At 48.7% G+C, this 17523-nt stretch carries 11 protein-coding genes; 9 read left to right on the top strand and 2 right to left on the bottom strand.

Annotated features, from left to right (window positions below; translation table 11 throughout):
- Positions 1–21: 21 nt before the first annotated feature.
- The 7 genes from QUB04_RS09105 to QUB04_RS09135 all read left to right on the top strand — a co-directional run bounded on the left by QUB04_RS09105 (position 22) and on the right by QUB04_RS09135 (position 11180).
- Entirely contained in the window at positions 22–693 is a 672-nt protein-coding gene (locus QUB04_RS09105) for a response regulator transcription factor (RefSeq protein WP_333283492.1), read from the top strand.
- A gap of 102 nt (positions 694–795) precedes the next feature.
- Positions 796–2778, top strand: a complete 1983-nt coding sequence (locus QUB04_RS09110) for a CHASE2 domain-containing protein (RefSeq protein ID WP_333283494.1) — start codon at positions 796–798, stop codon at positions 2776–2778.
- A 373-nt stretch (positions 2779–3151) separates the two neighbouring features.
- Positions 3152–3898: a DUF928 domain-containing protein gene (locus QUB04_RS09115; protein WP_333283496.1), complete on the top strand. Its 747-nt coding sequence runs from the start codon at positions 3152–3154 to the stop codon at positions 3896–3898.
- Between the two features lie 26 nt (positions 3899–3924).
- Positions 3925–6837, top strand: coding sequence for a CHAT domain-containing tetratricopeptide repeat protein (locus QUB04_RS09120; RefSeq protein WP_333283497.1), 2913 nt, complete (start codon positions 3925–3927; stop codon positions 6835–6837).
- A 429-nt stretch (positions 6838–7266) separates the two neighbouring features.
- Positions 7267–8058, top strand: a complete 792-nt coding sequence (locus QUB04_RS09125) for a hypothetical protein (protein ID WP_333283499.1) — start codon at positions 7267–7269, stop codon at positions 8056–8058.
- 233 nt (positions 8059–8291) lie between these two features.
- Positions 8292–9077, top strand: coding sequence for a calcium-binding protein (locus tag QUB04_RS09130; RefSeq protein ID WP_333283501.1), 786 nt, complete (start codon positions 8292–8294; stop codon positions 9075–9077).
- A 387-nt stretch (positions 9078–9464) separates the two neighbouring features.
- Positions 9465–11180 (top strand): S8 family serine peptidase, encoded by a 1716-nt coding sequence (locus QUB04_RS09135; protein WP_333283503.1) that lies wholly within the window; start codon positions 9465–9467, stop codon positions 11178–11180.
- A 168-nt stretch (positions 11181–11348) separates the two neighbouring features.
- Here QUB04_RS09135 and QUB04_RS09140 read toward each other — a convergent pair whose 3' ends face one another.
- Entirely contained in the window at positions 11349–11486 is a 138-nt protein-coding gene (locus tag QUB04_RS09140; RefSeq protein WP_333283505.1) for a hypothetical protein, read from the bottom strand.
- 12 nt (positions 11487–11498) lie between these two features.
- On the opposite strand from QUB04_RS09140, the gene QUB04_RS09145 reads away from it, so the two are divergent.
- Entirely contained in the window at positions 11499–15038 is a 3540-nt protein-coding gene (locus tag QUB04_RS09145) for a tetratricopeptide repeat protein (RefSeq protein WP_333283507.1), read from the top strand.
- Between the two features lie 48 nt (positions 15039–15086).
- Here the strand turns inward: QUB04_RS09145 and QUB04_RS09150 are convergent, their stop codons facing one another.
- Positions 15087–17045, bottom strand: coding sequence for a cation:proton antiporter domain-containing protein (locus tag QUB04_RS09150; protein WP_333283510.1), 1959 nt, complete (start codon positions 17043–17045; stop codon positions 15087–15089).
- Between QUB04_RS09150 and QUB04_RS09155 the strand changes: the two genes are divergently transcribed.
- Entirely contained in the window at positions 17008–17166 is a 159-nt protein-coding gene (locus tag QUB04_RS09155; RefSeq protein WP_333283630.1) for a hypothetical protein, read from the top strand. The genes QUB04_RS09150 and QUB04_RS09155 overlap by 38 nt on opposite strands.
- Positions 17167–17523 lie beyond the last annotated feature (357 nt).

The raw sequence follows: 17523 nt of genomic DNA on the forward strand, positions 1-17523 counted from the left end.
ACTATTTTTATTTTATGCACTATGCCCAAAACTCTAGCTCAACCGGAGAAACGAACATTTTTACTTGTGGATGACCATGCGATGGTGTTAGGTGGCACGCTTAACATTCTGAAGCAAGAATATCCAGAGGCAGACATTCTGACGGCTCCGACGGCTCAGGCAGCCCTTGAGCAAATAGCGCAGACTACCCCGGATTTGGTGATTGTGGATCTGGTGATGCCAGAGACGACCGGCGAAATAGCGCAAGCGAATTCAGGGCTTCAACTCCTCAAAACGTTGATGGAGCAGTATCCGACTCTGAATATTGTGGTGCAGAGTGCCCATGTTCGGACTTTAGTTTGGCTGAAACCGTCGATCGACAATCACATGGGCGGCTTCACAGTTGTCGATAAGAGCCAGCCGATGAAAGACTTGCTGGCAATGGTTGATTGGGCGCTGCACGAGCGGATTTATACACCCAGAGAGATCCGCAATGGGCTGCAACTCAAACCCGCCTGGATGCAAGTGTTGCAATTTGCTTTTCACGAGAGCTTACAGGATACTGCGATCGCCAAACGGATGAATGTTTCTGAACGCACTGTGCAGTATTACTGGACTAAGATTCGAGATGTGCTAGAGGTGTATCCTGATGATGATAAGAATCTGCGGATTCAAACGGAAGTGCGAGCTAGGGAAGAAGGATTGATTGATTAGTGATATCAAGTCTGGTTAATTACTTATAAATCCTGTAGGGGCATCGGGCATCGGGCATCGGGCATCGGGCATCGGGCATCGACCAAACAGTCGTACAAAAGTATGATAACTATTCAACCGGACATTATTATGAAGCCCGATCGATGGCAAGCAGTGAAAGCGGGCGTCACGACTTGGGGACGAGGAGCGCTTCCAGGGATGATGGTGATTGTCGCTGTGACGATCGCTCGATTGACGGGTGCGCTTCAGTTTTTGGAGTTGGTGACGTTCGATCGATTTCTGCGGCTGCGTCCCCCTGAGCCAATCGATGAAAGGATTGTAATTGTCGGCATCACTGAGGAGGATATTCAACGCGCTAGAACTTATCCGATTCCCGATCGCGATCTTGCCGATTTGCTTAAACGCTTGCAGGCCTATCAACCGACTGCGATCGGGCTGGATATTGTCCGCGATATTCCGGTTGAGCCGGGTAATGCTGAACTAACATCGGTGTTTCGCAGCAGCAAGAATACGATCGGAGTGGAGATTGCCCTGCCCGATCGCAGTGGCTTTACCGTCGCACCTCCGCCCGCGCTGCCATCGGAACAGGTTGGCTTTGCAGATGCCGTTCTCGATGCTGATGGCTACCAGCGCCGCAGTTTATTGGGCGCTCACAATTCCCAGCAGGAATACCGTTTTTCGTTCGCGATCCGGCTGGCAGAACGCTATTTAGCAGCCCGAGGAATTGAGTTTGGTAATGGAATTCGCGACCCAGACGCCAAGCGCTTTGGCAGCATAGAATTGACCAGAGTGCAGTCAAACTCTGGCGGATATGTGGGGGCGGATGCTGGCGGCAACCAAATTTTGCTGAATGTTCGCAGCGGGACAATGCCGTTTCGCGTGCTTTCTCTCTCGCAAATCAAATCGGGACAGGTCAACCCGGATTGGATTCGAGGCAAAATTGTGGTGATTGGGATGATGTCTTTTAGCGCGAAGGATCAGGCAAGTTCAGGTGCGATCGCAGGCCTCAATCCTGGACAGATTTACGGAGTGGAAATGCAGGCACACGCCACCAGTCAGATCGTTAGTGCGGTGCTCGATGGGCGATCGTTGCTTCGGGTTTGGGCACACGTATGGGAATATCTCTGGATTGTGGCATGGGGACTTTTGGGGATAAGTCTGGGACGGTTTTTGCGATCGCCCTGGAAAATTTTGTTCGGGCTCTTAGTCGCCAGTGTCAGCTCGATCGGGATATGTTACGGGCTAATTATTATGGGGTGGTGGGTGCCGATCGTACCTGTGTTGTTGGTGTTGGTGTTGAATGGGGCTGGCTTGATGGCAGCGTTATGTTATCGCCACGAACAGGAACTACGACTGCGGTTGGAGGAACGTCAGTTTGCGATCGAGCAGACTTTTAATGCAATTCATAGTGGGCCGTTACAAACATTGGTGGGGATTTTGAGAAGCGCTCAGGAAGAAGCAACACCGCCGCCATTTCTACCGGAGTTGCAACGCCTGAGTCAAGAATTACGGGCAGTTTACGGCTCAGTGCAACGAGAAGCGATCGCAGATGAACCGCATCTCCGCATGGGAAGTGCGATCGAATTGGCCCTGCAGGCTCCATTGCATGAATTGCTCTACAAAGTCTATTCCAACACGCTCGAACAAGAACTGCCTCACCTCAAAACGATCAAATTCAAAATTGTGCAGTTCGATCCCTTGAACACCTCGCATCTGCGGTTGGAACACAAGCGAGCACTCTGCCGCTTTCTGGAAGAAGCGCTCTGCAATGTGGGGAAACACGCGATCGAAGCCACTCGCTTGACCGTAATTTGCACTCAAGAAGGCGATCGGCAGGTGATTCGGGTGGCGGATAATGGTAGGGGGAAACCGTCTCAGTCAGAAACGCTTAGCTTGGCTGAAATGGATCGAGACAGGGAAATAACCGAAGATCCAAACCCTAAACTTCAACCTTCAGGATTAGGAACCCAGCTTGCAAAGAACTTAGCCAAACAGTTAGGCGGAGCATTTCGGCGCTATCCGAATCAACCGAAGGGGACAGTGTGCGAGTTAACCTGGTCAGCAAAACGGCGGTGGTTCTGGTGATCGGTGTGGCTCACGCTTGTTATATCAACCGTCAAGATGGTTAGGGTTCGATCCCCCCTAGCCAAGGGCGGGCACGGGGGCACCGCCCCTACTAAGGGTGGGACAAGAACTTGGTCAAAGTCAACCCCTACTCCCCTTATTAAGGGGGATTTAGAGGGGGATCGAGGCTCAGCTACCAGCGAGAGATACATAGGGTTTCAGGCTTAAGTTGTCACCAATAGTCCAGGACTATTCCCAATGCCCCATGCCCCATGCCCCATGCCCCATGCCCGATTCCCAATATCTTTGCACCTTCCCGCAAACGAGGCTTGCGGGCAGTCCTCTATTGTGTTTGTGTATTGTTGATTACTGTAGAAATAGTTAGGGGATTGCGATGATGACTCACGAGTGGAAGCGTCGAACCGTTTACTCTGCGGGCATTGCGAGTTTAATGCTGAGTGTTTCGTTCTGGATCGCTCCTGTAGCGCTGGCAAAATACACTCCTCCTCAAAACCCTTCTAAACCGAAAGAAACGGGGACAAATACCACTCGCAGCGGCGGTTGTGAAGGTAATTCATCGGCGAGATTGACTGCCTTAGTGCCGTTTAGCCATGTGGGAGAGACGATTTCTGGGCATCCGACCTTTACCTGGTTTGTACCCGATAGCCCTCCTCGTCCGCTGCAATTGAGGCTGTTTACTCGCACGGGACAACTGCTCTACAGAACCGAGATGCAGAGTCAGCCAGGAATAATGTCGGTTGCTTTGCCCTCAAATCTGCCCCAACTGTCGATCGGGCAATCCTATCAGTGGCAAGTGGTGTTGGTGTGCGATCCGGATGATCCTTCGAGCAATGTGGTGGCGGCGGCAGAAATCCAAGTCGTTGGGCCTGCGCCGTCGTTGCAGACTCAACTTGCAGCGGCGCAAACTCCCCAACAGCGGATCGACCTGTATGCGGAGTCTGGGCTGTGGTATGACGCGCTCGCCGAAGCGCGCAAAGCCTCTGAGACTTCTCAAAATCAAGCGGCTGTGCTGGAATTGCTAGATGCTCTCGCTAGTTCGGAAGCCGAACCTTTGAAAGATTGGAGCGATCGATTGCGGCAAATTAGGGCGATCGAACAACAGCGCCAAGGACAGCGCTAACCTTCGCAATCCAAAGACTAAATCCTATGAAATCTTTCTCGCTAAAACTGCTTAAATCCAGCGATCGTAAAGTGCGATCGGGCTTCCTGTTTCCCCTAGCTTTTTGCGTTTTGTCTGTTGCTTTTTATATTCCCGTGCACTCACCACTTCCGGTTAGTGCTCAAACTACTGATGCTCGTGAAGTAGAGGGCGATCGGCTGTTTCAGCAGGGGATTCAACAAATTCAGACTAGCCAATTAAGAGCAGCGCTGAATTCCTGGCAACAGGCACTGCAAATTTATCGCGCCATCAAAAACCGCCTTAAGGAAGGTATAGCACTGGGAAATTTGGGAGCCGCTTACGGATCTCTGGGCAACTCGGCCAAATCTATTGAGTATACACAGCAATATTTAGCCATCGCCCGCGAACTTAAAGACCGCCAAGGGGAAGGTAAGGCACTGGGCAATTTGGGAGTCGCTTACCGAAATCTGGGCGACTATGCGAAAGCCATTGAGTATTCACAGCAATATTTAGCCATCGCCCGCGAAATTAGAGACCGCCAAGGGGAATGGAATGCACTGGGCAATTTGGGAGCCGTTTACGGCTCTCTAGGCGACTATGCCAAATCGATTCAGTATATACAGCAAAGTGCATTCATCGCCTACAGAATTAAAGACCGCGACGTGGAAGGTAAGACACTGGGCACTTTGGGAGCTACTTACCGCTCTGTGGGCGAGAATGCCAAAGTCATTGAGTATTCACAGAGTTTAGCCATCGCCCGCGAAATTAAAGACCGCGACGGGGAAGGTAGAGCACTGAGGAATTTGGGAGCCACTTACCTAAATCTGGGCGACAATGCCAAAGCGATTGAGTATTTACAGCAGAGTTTAGTGATCGCCCGCGAAGGTACGGTACTCGGGAATTTGGGAATGGCTTACCGCTTGCTAGGCAACTATGCTAAAGCGATTGAGTATTCACAGCAGAGTTTAGCTATCGCCCGCGAACTTAAGGACCGCGACGAGGAAGCTGCAGCACTGTCGAATTTGGGAATCGCTTACGAGTTTCTGGGCGACAATGCCAAAGCCATTGAGTATGCACAGCAAAGTTTAGCCATCGCCCGCGAAATTAAAAACCGCCAAAATGAAGGTGCTGCACTGGGGAATTTGGGAATCGCTTACCGCGTGCTAGGCAACTATGCTAAAGCCATTGAGTATGCACAACAGAGTTTAGCCATCTTCCGCGAAATTAAAAATCGCCAAAGTGAAGGTGCAGCACTGATTAGTTTGGGAAATGCTTACCTGTCTGGGGGCAACTATGCTCAAACCATTGAGTATTTACACCAATATTTAGCCATCGCCAGCGAAATTAAAGACCGAAAAGGGGAAGGGACTGCACTGGGGAATTTGGGAATCGCTTACAACTATCTGGGCAACTACGCCAAAGCTATTGATTATGCACAGCAGAGTTTAGCCATCTTCCGCGAAATTAAGGATCGCCAACAGGAGGGTCAGGCGCTCAACAACCTCGGAGCAGCGTTCTTAAAGGCTGGCAACCCCACAGAAGCTGAAAAAATGCTCGTGAATGGGATTCAAGTTTGGGAATCGATGCGTCAAATGCTCGGCTCCAACGACGCGAATAAAGTATCCATCTTTGAAAGACAAGCTAATACCTATCGGACTTTACAACAAGTTCGGGTGGCTCAGAATAACCCGAATGGCGCGTTAGAAATTGCCGAACGGGGACGTGCTCGTGCCTTTGTCGATCTACTCACACTACGCTTATCATCAGGTTCTACCAATCCGGTTATAAACACTTCTCCCAACCAGGATCAAATCCGTCAAATCGCCAAAGCACAGAACGCCACTTTGGTGCAGTATTCCATCATCTACGAGGGCTTCCAGATTCAGGGCAAACAAGAAACGCGAGAATCCGCGCTCTACATCTGGGTGATTCAACCCACGGGTGAAATTACCTTCCGCGAGGTAGACCTTAAACCCCTCTGGCAAAAACACAACGCCTCTCTAGACAACTTAATCGTTGGCAATCAAGAATTCCTCGCCGTCCGCAGTCGCAGCAGTTTTGGCTCCACCCAACCCCAACCCAACTTACCGACACTGCATCAACTGCTGATTGACCCAATTGCCAGCCTGCTACCAAAAGATCCCAATGCCCGCGTCATTTTCATTCCTCAACGATCGCTTTTCCAGGTGCCCTTCCCCGCCCTGCAAGATGCCAGCGGCACTTACTTAATCGAAAAACACACGATTCTCACCGCCCCCTCGATTCAAGTATTGGATTTAACCCGACAGCAACGACAGAAGTTAGCACAGAAGCCAGCTAACAGCGGCAGGGCTCTAGTATTGGGCAATCCCACCATGCCGAGTGTGTCTCTCTCTCTGGGAGAGCCCAAACAGCAATTGTCTCCTCTACCAGGGGCTGAAGCTGAAGCTAGAGCGATCGCCCCTCTGCTCAATACTCAAGCCATCACAGGCCCACAAGGGACAAAAGCTGCGATCGTCCAAAAAATGCCCCAGGCATCAATTATTCACCTCGCAACGCATGGATTGCTGGATGATGTGCGCGGATTGGGAAGTGCGATCGCCCTGACTCCCTCTGGTAGCGATGACGGCTTATTGACCGCAGAAGAGATTTTCGACATGAAACTGCAAGCAAGCTTAGTAGTTTTGAGTGCCTGCAACACTGGAGAAGGCAGAATTACCGGGGATGGAGTAATTGGCTTGTCGCGCGCTTTGATTTCGGCAGGAGTGCCGAGTGTGATTGTTTCTTTATGGGCAGTGCCCGATGCGCCGACATCGGAATTGATGCAGTCGTTTTATCAAAATTTGCAAAATAATCCCGACAAAGCGCAGGCATTGCGGCAAGCAATGTTAACTACGATGAAAACTCATCCCCAGCCGCGAAATTGGGCGGCATTTACTCTGATTGGGGAGGCAGAGTAATCGGAGCGCCTAGCCCTGTCAAGGTGGTGAAAAAGAGTCTCAAACACTACACCTCACCTCACACCTCACACCTCACACCTCACACCTCACACCTCACACCTTGACAGGGCTGGCACTCCGCATCCTACATATTACGTGCATAAGTCCCGATCCGTTGCACTTTCCCGCAATCACCATTGCACCCATCTCTTCATGATATCTGCGGGTAGAACGAATGAATTTTCCATCTGGTTTGCCTAAGATTTAGAGCGAGAAGAACTCGAATTATAAATCAGCAACACCCAGAACTTATCAAATTAGTTATCTGCTTGCTAAAAGTTGCTGTTCATTGCATATCTTTGTGAGGCAAAACTAATGAGACCACAAAAATCAATCCTAATAAGCAAAGCAAAATTAGTTTCTAAAGTCATTGGAATTTCACTGTTAAGCGTGCCAATACTGTCTAATATTACCAATGCACAATCCCAATTGCCGGCCCTTCAAACCGGATTGCAATTTCAAGAATCTGAAGAATTCAATGTCGGTGCGATTACTACTTTATTAGTTACCACAACTTACTCAGTAAACTCAGGCAAGTGTATTGGTCAGTTGTACGTCCCTAATTCGGCGAGTCGCAGTCGTACCCACGAACAGCAAGTCTTCGGGAAAGCAGCCTTCATTTCACACACTACGCTACCCGCTCCAGGTTTGCGCGTTATTATCCGAAATGTCACCTCTGGTATTGACAAAAACCCTTATCCTTATACCGATCGCGAATATGATAAATCTCGCATTTCCGAAGGGTTTAAAGTGTATTTTGATAGCGAACACAAGAGTAGTCATTTAGCTGTAAAACCTGGCAATAATGACTTCTCATATGAAATAAAACGCGGTAATACCATCATTGAATCTGGTACTTTTACCGCCAGAATTGACCGCCGAACTCAAAGCATAACACGCAACGATAATCTCAGTGGGAACATTATTGGCTCCATTGATAATGATATGTGTCAAAAGGAGCCTCCTGACAAGCTGAATGACTTCCCAATGCAGCCTCCTTACAGGTGGAATGACTTCCCAATGCAGCCTCCTTACAGGTGGAATGGCTTCCCAATGCAGCCCCCTCACAGGTTGAATGACTTCCCAATGCAGCCCCCTCACAGGTTGAATGACTTCCCAATGCAGCCCCCTCACAGGTTGAATGACTTCCCAATGCAGCGCCCTTACAACAAAGCAAAGTAAACAGAAAGCGGAAATATCAGCGTCTTTAGACGTGAGATGTAAGCCACACAAGGACGATCGATTTGCCACAGGCAATCGATCGTCCTTGTTCCGTCTACTCTACATATTCACCTACTTTGCACTTTCCCGCAATCTATTTTGCACCTCATACTTCATCAACTCTGTGGGTAGAACGAATGATTTTTCCATCTGGGTTGCTTAAGATTTAAGTCAAGTGTTAAGAGGATTTTTTTATGGCTTTACAACCCGATCCGTCACAACTTCGACAATTAATTGGCGACAATACATCCGAATTTGTTACTTTGTCGATCGCAGATGCAACTAATTTTCCTTTGGGAGCTTGGATGCTCGGAGGTGACGATGTAGTCACCGGCTCAACAGCTAATGATTTGATATTTGGCAATGAAGGGGAAGATCTTATTAGCGGGGAGTTGGGCAACGATTCTTTATTCGGAGGAAAAAGTAAAGACTTCCTGTCTGGAGATCAGGGAAATGACTCTCTCAGCGGCGGTCAAGATGCAGATTTTGTGATGGGTGGTGCGGGAAACGATATTCTCTTGGGCGGTAGAGGCAATGATTTGTTAATCAGCGGTAGCGGAAATGACACTCTGGTGGGAGGTTTGGGTCAGGATTTTTTAGCAGGTTTGGATGATAATTATTCAATCAAAATCGGGGGCAGCAACTTGTACGTCATCCAAGCAGAACCCGGAGTTACAGATGTCAATAATGCGGATTTCATTCTAGGTTTCAGAGTGGGCGTCGATCAAATTGGATTGGCAGGCGGTTTGAATGCTAGCGATGTAGACTTGCAATACGTGACAAACATCACAGTTTTATTGGATTTTGATGCACCAGAAATTTTTAACCTATTGACCCCGCCCGGTACATTAGATACTCAACCGATACAGAGTCAAGGCACTCTAATTAAAGTGAGGAATTCCGGCGAGATAGTAGGCTTTGTGGAAGATGTAAGAGTGGCTGATATTCAAGGTAGTATTATCTCAGCTCAGGGATTTTAATCACTTTTCACAGCTTCGTAAAGAAGAAGAAATTCCTCATAAATGGCTCCTGAAAACTTCAGGTTTTGTCTGCGTAGGGAAACGGCACTGCCGTCTCCTTTTCGGATACTAATAATTCCGATGCAATCGGAAACGATCTTTATTCTTTAGTCGGCGCAGGCCGACTTTGTTTGTGTAGACGCGGTTTCAACCGCCGAGTTATCTTCTCAATCTCAAAACAGATGGAAGTGAACCATCTACTCTCCATCTTCACATACTTTGCACTTTCCCGCAATCTATTTTGCACCTCATACTTAATCAACTCTGTGGATAGAACGAATGCTTTTTCCATTTGGGCTGGTTAAGATTTAACTAACGAATGAATCGAAATATGTGGGTTCTTAAATTATGTTAGACATCACAACCACTCCTAGCGATCGCCTTTATTTCAATCAACAGCCAAACGATCTCGCCCAATCAACAGTTCCGGTTAACAACGACTTGCTCAACCGAGCGATCGCTCCACTGAATGCTTCTGGTTACAGTCCTGAATCTAGCTTGACTAATCTCACAGCATCCAGCATCGACCAACAGACACAGATCGCAGATTTTATTGTAGCTAATGCAGGCGAGGGCCTCAGTGTCTCTGCGGGCGATCGAGTTATTGGCGATGTCGCCGATTCTCAACTCAAACCGCAGTCAGAATCGGCAAATGTAAACACAGATCCACTAACAGGAACGATATCTGCTTCTGAGTTGAATTTTTCCGATTCAGATAACTCTCTTTTGACAGCTCGTAATGTTGTTGGTGTTGAGAATGGTAGCATCAACTTAACTGATTTCGTGGGCATAGACGCTTCCAACGATTTTTACCGATTCGATATCAACACTAAGAGCAATTTTAACCTGCGTCTCGACGGTTTGAGAGCGGATGCTGACGTAAAGCTAATTCAAGATAGAAACGGCAACGGTGTAGTTGATTTTGGGGAAACTATTGATTACTCTCTTGAGATTGGCACCAGCCCGGATGTCATTAATGTACCCAATCTGGCTCCCGGAACATACTATGTCCAAGTCTCTAGCTTCTTAGGCAACTCTACTAATTACAACCTGAATCTTGCTGCCACCTCTATTCCTGAACTAAATATTGCCACACCTAGCGGCCATTTTAATAGTAATTACGGCTACGGTGTAGTGAATGCAAATGCAGCAGTTTCCAGCAGCTTAAACCGCTCAACTCCTTTCCCTGCTCTTCCCGATTCTGGCGGGAATAATTTGGCGCTAGATGTCATAAATACACCGGAAGTTTGGGAGCAGAACATTACAGGAAATGGGATTGTTGTAGCTGTCATCGATAGTGGTGTTGACTACACCCATCCCGACTTGGATAGTAATATTTGGCAGAACGCTGGTGAAATTGCGGAAAATGGCATTGATGACGATCGCAACGGATATATTGATGATATTCGGGGCTGGGATTTTGTGGTTAACGACAACAACCCAATGGATCTGGATAATGGTCACGGGACTCACGTAGCAGGTTTGATCGCCGCGGAACGAAATGATTTTGGCATCACAGGAGTTGCCTACAATGCCAAGATTATGCCTGTCAGAGTGATAGACACCTTTGGTGACGCCTATAGGAATAATATTGCTGCTGGAATCCGCTATGCTGCTGATAATGGAGCAAATGTAATTAACCTCAGCTTGGGAAATGAGTTTGTCCCTTCCAACGTAGTAAATAACGCAATTGAGTATGCAAATAACAAAGGCTCTGTTGTGGTTATGGCAGCCGGAAATTTGGGTGTTGACCAACCAGCTCATCCAGCTCGTAATGCCGATCGCTTGGGAATTGCCGTGGGCAGTATTGATATAAACGGCAGGATGCCTGACACCTCAAACCGTGCGGGTTCCACACCTTTGGATTACGTAGTTGCTCCGGGAGTAGACATCTATTCTACAACTCCCTATAGAACCTATGACACCCTAACTGGCACATCTATGGCAGCGCCACAGGTAGCGGGTGTAGCGGCTTTAGTTTTGAATGCCAATCCGACTTTAACTCCAGCTCAAGTTGAGCACATTTTGACGACAACAGCTAATCGAAATGGGTTAACAGCATAGCATTGCAAATCTCCACTTAAGTCCTGCGGACATTAATCGAGCATTAGAGCAGACGGCTCTGGATATAGACGATCTAAACACCCCAGGTTTTCATTTTGGACTTGACTATGCCAGTGGATAATGGTTTGATTCAAACCGATCGGGCGATCGCTAAAATAGTCGTCTAATTCAGATTAGAGTTCCCATCCCTGCGGCGAGATTGGGGAGGCAGAGTAAACTTCTATGAAGGTCGATCGCCTGTGGCAGATTGAGGCGATCGCACGACGACAGCAGAAAGAGCGATCGGGCTAATTCTCTAAATTCCAACTCTAGAATCCTATGCTGTATTCCCCATTTAAGCGACTCAAATCAACCCACTCTAGGCTCACTAATGTTTTCCTAGGTTCCATTTCCCTGTTTCTGCTTGCCACTATTCCCCTATTAACTACTCCTGACTCTCTCTTCCCAGCGATCGCTCAAACTACCGATGCTCGTCAAGCAGAGGCCGATCGGCTCTTGCGGCAGGGGCTTCAACAGTTTCAGATCGGCCAATTCCCAGCAGCGCTGAATTCTTGGCAACAGGCACTGCAAATTTATCGCGCCCTCAAAAACCGCCAAGGGGAAGGGAATGCACTGGGCATTTTGGCAGGTGTTTATCACTCTCTGGGCAACTATACCAAAGCTATTGAGTATTCACAGCAGAGTTTAGCCATCGCCCGCGAAATTAAAGACCGCCGAGGGGAAGGTGGGGCACTGGGCACTTTGGCAGGTGTTTATCACTCTCTGGGCAACTCGGCCAAAGCCATTGAGTATTCACAGCAACATTTAGCCATCGCCCGCGAAAGCAAAGACCGCCAAAGTGAAGGTTTGGCACTGGGCAATTTGGGAAGTGTTTACCACTCTCTGGGCAACTCGGTCAAAGCGATTGAGTATGCACAGCAGAAGTTAGCCATCGCCCGCGAAATTAAAGACCGTCTTGGGGAAGGTGTAGCACTGCGTATTTTGGGAGATGCTTACCACTCTCGGAGCAACTATGCCAAAGCGATTGAGTATGCACAGCAGAAGTTAGCCATTGCCCGCGAAATTAAAGACCGTCTTGGGGAAGGTGTAGCACTGCGTATTTTGGGAGATGCTTACGACTCTCTTGGTAACTATGCCCAAGCCATTGAGTATTCACAGCAGAGTTTAGCCATCGCCCGCGAAAGAAAAGACCGTCAGAGCGAGGGTAGGGCACTGGGCAATTTGGGAGTCGCTTACCACTCTCTGGGCAACTCGGCCAAAGCCATTGAGTATTCACAGCAACATTTAGCCATCGCCCGCGAAATAAAAGACCGCCAGAGCGAGGGTAGGGCACTGGGCAATTTGGGAAACTCCTACATCTCTCTGGGCAACTCGGCCAAAGGCATTGAGTATACACAGCAGACTTTAGTCATCGCACGCGAAAGAAAAGACCGCAAGACAGAGGGTAGGGCACTGGGCAATTTGGGAGTCGCTTACCAGTCTCTGGGCAACTCGGCAAAAGCCATTGAGTATGCACAGCAATATTTAGCCATCGCCCGCGAAATTAAAGACCGCTACGGAGAAGGCAAGGCACTGAGCATTTTGAGAGATGCTTACCAGTCTCTGGGCAACTCGGCCAAAGCCATTGAGTATACACAGCAATATTTAGCCATCGCCCGCGAAATTAAAGACCGCCTTGGGGAAGGGAATGCACGGGCGAATTTGGGAAACGGTTATCAGTCTCTGGGCAACCATACTAAAGTCATTGAGTATTTACATCAATATTTAGTCATCACCCGCTCCATTAAAGACCGCAAAGAGGAAGATTCAACACTGAGGAGTTTGGGAGTCGCTTACTACTCTCTGGGCAACTATGCTCAAGCCATTGAGTATACAGAGCAGAGTTTAGCGATTGCCCGCGAAATTAAAAACCGCGAAGGGGAAGGGAATGCCCTGGTGAATTTGGGAAACGCTTATCGGTATCTGGGCAACTATGCCAAAGTCATTGAGTATACAGAGCAGAGTTTAGCCATCGCCCGCGAAGTTAAAAACCGCCTTGGGGAAGGTGCGGCGCTGGGGAATTTGGGAATCGTTTACCGCTTGTTAGGCAACGATGCTAAAGCTCTTGAGTATGCACAGCAGAGTTTAACCATCTTCCGCGAAATTAAGGACCGCAAACAGGAAGGTGCGGCACTGGCGAATTTGGGAAGTGTTTACCAGTCTCTGGGCAACTATACCAAAACCATTGAGTACACACAGCAGAGTTTAGCCATCTTCCGCGAAATTAAAGACCGCCTTGGGGAAGGGAATGCACTGGGGAATTTGGGAGGTGCTTACCTGTCTCTGGGCAACTATGCTAAAGCCATTGAGTATGCACAGCAGAGTTTAAGCATCTTCCGCGAAATTAACAACCGCCAAGATGAAGGTGTGGCACTCAACAAGCTCGCAGAAGCGTTCTTAAAAGCTGGCAACCCAACAGAATCTGAAAAAATGCTCGTCAATGCCATTCAAGTTTGGGAATCGATGCGTCAAATGCTCGGCTCCAACGACGCGCATAAAGTATCCATCTTTGAAAGACAAGCTCGCACCTATCGGACTTTACAACGAGTCCGGGTGGCTCAAAATAACCCGAATGGAGCTTTAGAAATTGCGGAACGGGGACGTGCTCGTGCCTTTGTCGATCTCCTGACAGAGCGCTTATCAACTGGTGATGCCAGTTCGGTCATCGCCCCTGCTCCCACCCAGGATCAAATCCAACAAATCGCCAAAGCACAGAATGCCACTTTGGTGCAGTATTCCATCATCTACGAGGACTTTCAGATTGAGGGCAAAGAAGTAGGGCGAGAATCCGCACTCTACATCTGGGTAATTCAACCGACGGGCGAAATCACGTTCCGCGAAGTTGACCTCAAACCCCTTTGGCAAAAACACAACGCCTCTCTAGCCAGCTTAATTATTGGCAATCAAGAATTCCTGGCTGTTCGCAGTCGCAGCAGTCTTGGCTCTACCCAACCCCAACCCCACTTACCGACACTGCATCAACTGCTGATCGAGCCCATTGCCAGCCTCCTACCCAAAGACCCCAATGCCCGCGTCATTTTCATTCCTCAACGATCGCTTTTCCAGGTGCCTTTTCCCGCCCTCCAAGATGCCAACGGTACTTACTTAATCGAAAAACACACGATTCTCACCGCCCCTTCGATTCAAGTGTTGGATTTGACTCGACAACAACGGCAGAAGCTAGCACAGAAGCAATCCCACAGTGGCCCGGCTCTAGTCTTGGGCAATCCCACCATGCCTAGTGTGTCTTCCTATCCGGGAGCTCCCAAACAGCGATTGTCTCCTCTACCTGGGGCTGAAGCTGAAGCTAGAGCGATCGCCCCTCTGCTCAAAACCCAAGCCATCACGGGCGCACAAGGGACAAAATCTGCGATCGTCCAAAAAATGCCCCAAGCATCGATTATTCACCTGGCAACGCATGGATTGCTGGATGATGTGCGTGGATTGGGAAGTGCGATCGCGATGGCTCCTTCTGGTAGCGATGACGGCTTATTGACCGCAGAAGAGATTTTCGACATGAAACTGCAAGCAAGCTTAGTCGTTTTGAGTGCCTGCAACACTGGAGAAGGCAGAATTACCGGGGATGGAGTAATTGGCTTGTCGCGCGCTTTGATTTCGGCAGGAGTGCCGAGTGTAATTGTTTCTTTATGGGCGGTTCCTGATGCGCCGACATCGGAATTGATGCAGTCGTTTTATCAAAATTTGCAAAATAATCCCGACAAAGCACAGGCACTTCGGCAGGCAATGTTAGCCACGATGAAAACTCATCCCCAGCCGCGAAATTGGGCGGCATTTACTCTGATTGGGGAGGCAGAGTAAGGACGATGGCGACAAGCAGATTACAGAGTACGATCGGGATACTAACCCTTACCGCGAAACTGGCGGCTGCAAAACTTTAGCATCTTTTGCTATTTCCGTTTCCTCCAAAACATCCTCTAAAACCGGAGAAGGAATCGGCACTTCTTCAACTACCTGATGCTTTTCCAAAGTCAAACGAGACTGCGACGAACCCGACAATCTTTTCAACAATTTCGGTGTCGGATCGTACAGCAAATAAATAATTCGATCGCCTGCTTGCCAAATCTGAGTCGCCGACACTACTTGCAAGTACCCTTGCCTTTCCAGCAGCAGCGGCGCCAACTCCCCGGCTTTAACCAAAGCTTGCAAGTGAGCAATCTGAAACTGCAATCCCTCTGTTTTTAACTCAGTTTCCCCCAATTTCACTTCGCCGTCGCTTAAATATTCGTTCCAATCCTTCAGCGACAAATCCGAGACAAAAGCTTGATTGATTTTAGTCGGATTTGCAGGCGTATTTGCTTGCGGATCTTTGGGGAATATTGCCAAAACCCTCGGCGGTGCAAACTCTTCGGCTGCTCGCTGAGCTAACACTAAGTTTACCTCGCCGTTGTTAGTCATTGCCAGAAAAGTTCCCATCGATTCCAGTCCGGCTTCTTCTAACACGCTGTGATCCAGAGCACTGCTTAAAAACACCCGCAAACCCTCTCGTTCTGCTTGTTCGCAAGCTTCTGGGTTCGTGTCAATAATTGCCACAGATTCTCCGCGTTCTTGAAACAAGCGAGCAATTAATCTGCTCAAAGGATTTGACCCGACAATTGCAGCACCGGTTGCGGATTTTGAGGTGATGCCCAACAGTTGAGCCATCCGTCCGGCCGTTAGTCCCTGGACGAAAACTGTCATAATAATTGTTAGGAAAACTAAGGCTTTAATCGAGTCGCCGCCGTTGATTCCCCGCTGGGTGAGCAAAATTGCAAATAAAGATGCGATCGACGCTGAGACAATTCCCCTGGGCGCTACCCAACAAACAAATAATTTCTGCCGCCAATTCAGTCCGCTATTCCAAGTACACAGCCAAACGTTGATCGGCCGCACTACCCACATTAAAGCTAAAACTGTAAACAAACTTCCCCAACCGAGCGCGACCACACTAGCGAGGGATAAATCGGCCGCCAGCAGCACGAACAGCATGGAAATAGCCAGGACTGTGAGTTGACCTTTAAACCTCCTCAGCAGCCTTTCTTCCGGCACAGCAGCGGCTCTGAGGACGATGCCGGAGAGGACTGTTGCCATCAGTCCCGATTCGCTGCGGATTTCTTCTGCTAAGCCGAAAAATCCCCACAAACCGGCTAAAACTACTAAGTTTTTGAGGTCTTCGGAGAGAAATTGCGATCGCTTGAGAATGAATCCCAGCAGCCAACCTCCCGCAACTCCGATGACTGCGCCAACGAAGAGTCGGACGATTAAATCTCGGAACACAACCAGCAAATCAGCATTGCCGTTCAAAATAATATTCAGCACCAATACTGCCAGAATTGCCCCGACAGGATCGATTAAAACGCCTTCTGCTTCTAGCAAGGCGGCAACTTTTTTGTCAACGGATACTTGTTTGAGCAAAGGGCCGATTACTGTCGGGCCTGTGACGACTACTAGAGAAGCATACAGAAATGCGATCGGCCAGGGAAATTCCCCCAACCAGTGTGCGGCCATTCCGCCGCCTATTAGCGTAATTAAAGTGCCTACCGTAACTAAATTGCGGATGCTGCCGGAAACTTTGCCTAAGTCTCGCAATTCCAAATTCAAGCCGCCTTCAAACAGAATTAAGGCTACGCAAAGGGATACCATAACTTCCAAACCGCTGCCCAGCAGATTGGGATGCAGCACTCCCAAGCAGTCTGGGCCGGCTAAAATGCCAAACAACAGCAAAAAGACGATCGCCGGAACTTTCAGATAAGCGGCGATAACTTGAGCGCTGATGCCACAGAGGACGGTCATGACCATCAACTGGGTGATGTTAAAGGGGATTTCCATAGATATTATTGTTACAGGCTGCCCGCTTAGTTTTAAATGTTCGATCGCGGGTAATTGGAGTGCAGGCGCTATTTTCGGCGCAGCTTACCAACTCGGCACGGCCCTGGATTTTTCCCAATAAGATTAAAAAACGTTGATAGTCGCTATAACTTTATCAGATAATTCTCTTGCCGTCAAAGATGGCAGCTAGCTGTAGCTAAGCGAGAGATTGTCTGTTATGTTCGAGATTTCGATGGGATGCGGGCACAGAGGGAGAGGATTTGACGAGTTTTGAGGTGGAGCCCATCTTAAATCTCAAATAGCAAGATTTGGCTGCTTTTCAATTACAGAGCCTTTCAACCCCAGATTCATCTGTGGAGTCAATCTCCAATCAAAAAGCTCACATCTCAAATCGATCGCCCTCAGACTCATCTTTAGAGGGAGCATCTCATATCAATTGCGGTTGCACCGGAATTATTGTTGACTGTTGACTGTTGAC

It is taken from the genome of Microcoleus sp. D2_18a_B4 (assembly GCF_036702475.1).
Taxonomy (GTDB): Bacteria; Cyanobacteriota; Cyanobacteriia; order Cyanobacteriales; family Microcoleaceae; genus Microcoleus.

What these genes read in the sequence shown, in the direction of transcription:
- QUB04_RS09155 (WP_333283630.1), top strand. Translation starts at nt 17,008, where the DNA reads ATGACCATCAACTGGGTGATGTTAAAGGGGATTTCCATAGATATTATT.
- QUB04_RS09150 (WP_333283510.1), bottom strand. Translation starts at nt 17,045, where the DNA reads ATGGAAATCCCCTTTAACATCACCCAGTTGATGGTCATGACCGTCCTC.
- QUB04_RS09135 (WP_333283503.1), top strand. Translation starts at nt 9,465, where the DNA reads ATGTTAGACATCACAACCACTCCTAGCGATCGCCTTTATTTCAATCAA.
- QUB04_RS09115 (WP_333283496.1), top strand. Translation starts at nt 3,152, where the DNA reads ATGATGACTCACGAGTGGAAGCGTCGAACCGTTTACTCTGCGGGCATT.
- QUB04_RS09145 (WP_333283507.1), top strand. Translation starts at nt 11,499, where the DNA reads ATGCTGTATTCCCCATTTAAGCGACTCAAATCAACCCACTCTAGGCTC.
- QUB04_RS09120 (WP_333283497.1), top strand. Translation starts at nt 3,925, where the DNA reads ATGAAATCTTTCTCGCTAAAACTGCTTAAATCCAGCGATCGTAAAGTG.
- QUB04_RS09130 (WP_333283501.1), top strand. Translation starts at nt 8,292, where the DNA reads ATGGCTTTACAACCCGATCCGTCACAACTTCGACAATTAATTGGCGAC.
- QUB04_RS09110 (WP_333283494.1), top strand. Translation starts at nt 796, where the DNA reads ATGATAACTATTCAACCGGACATTATTATGAAGCCCGATCGATGGCAA.
- QUB04_RS09105 (WP_333283492.1), top strand. Translation starts at nt 22, where the DNA reads ATGCCCAAAACTCTAGCTCAACCGGAGAAACGAACATTTTTACTTGTG.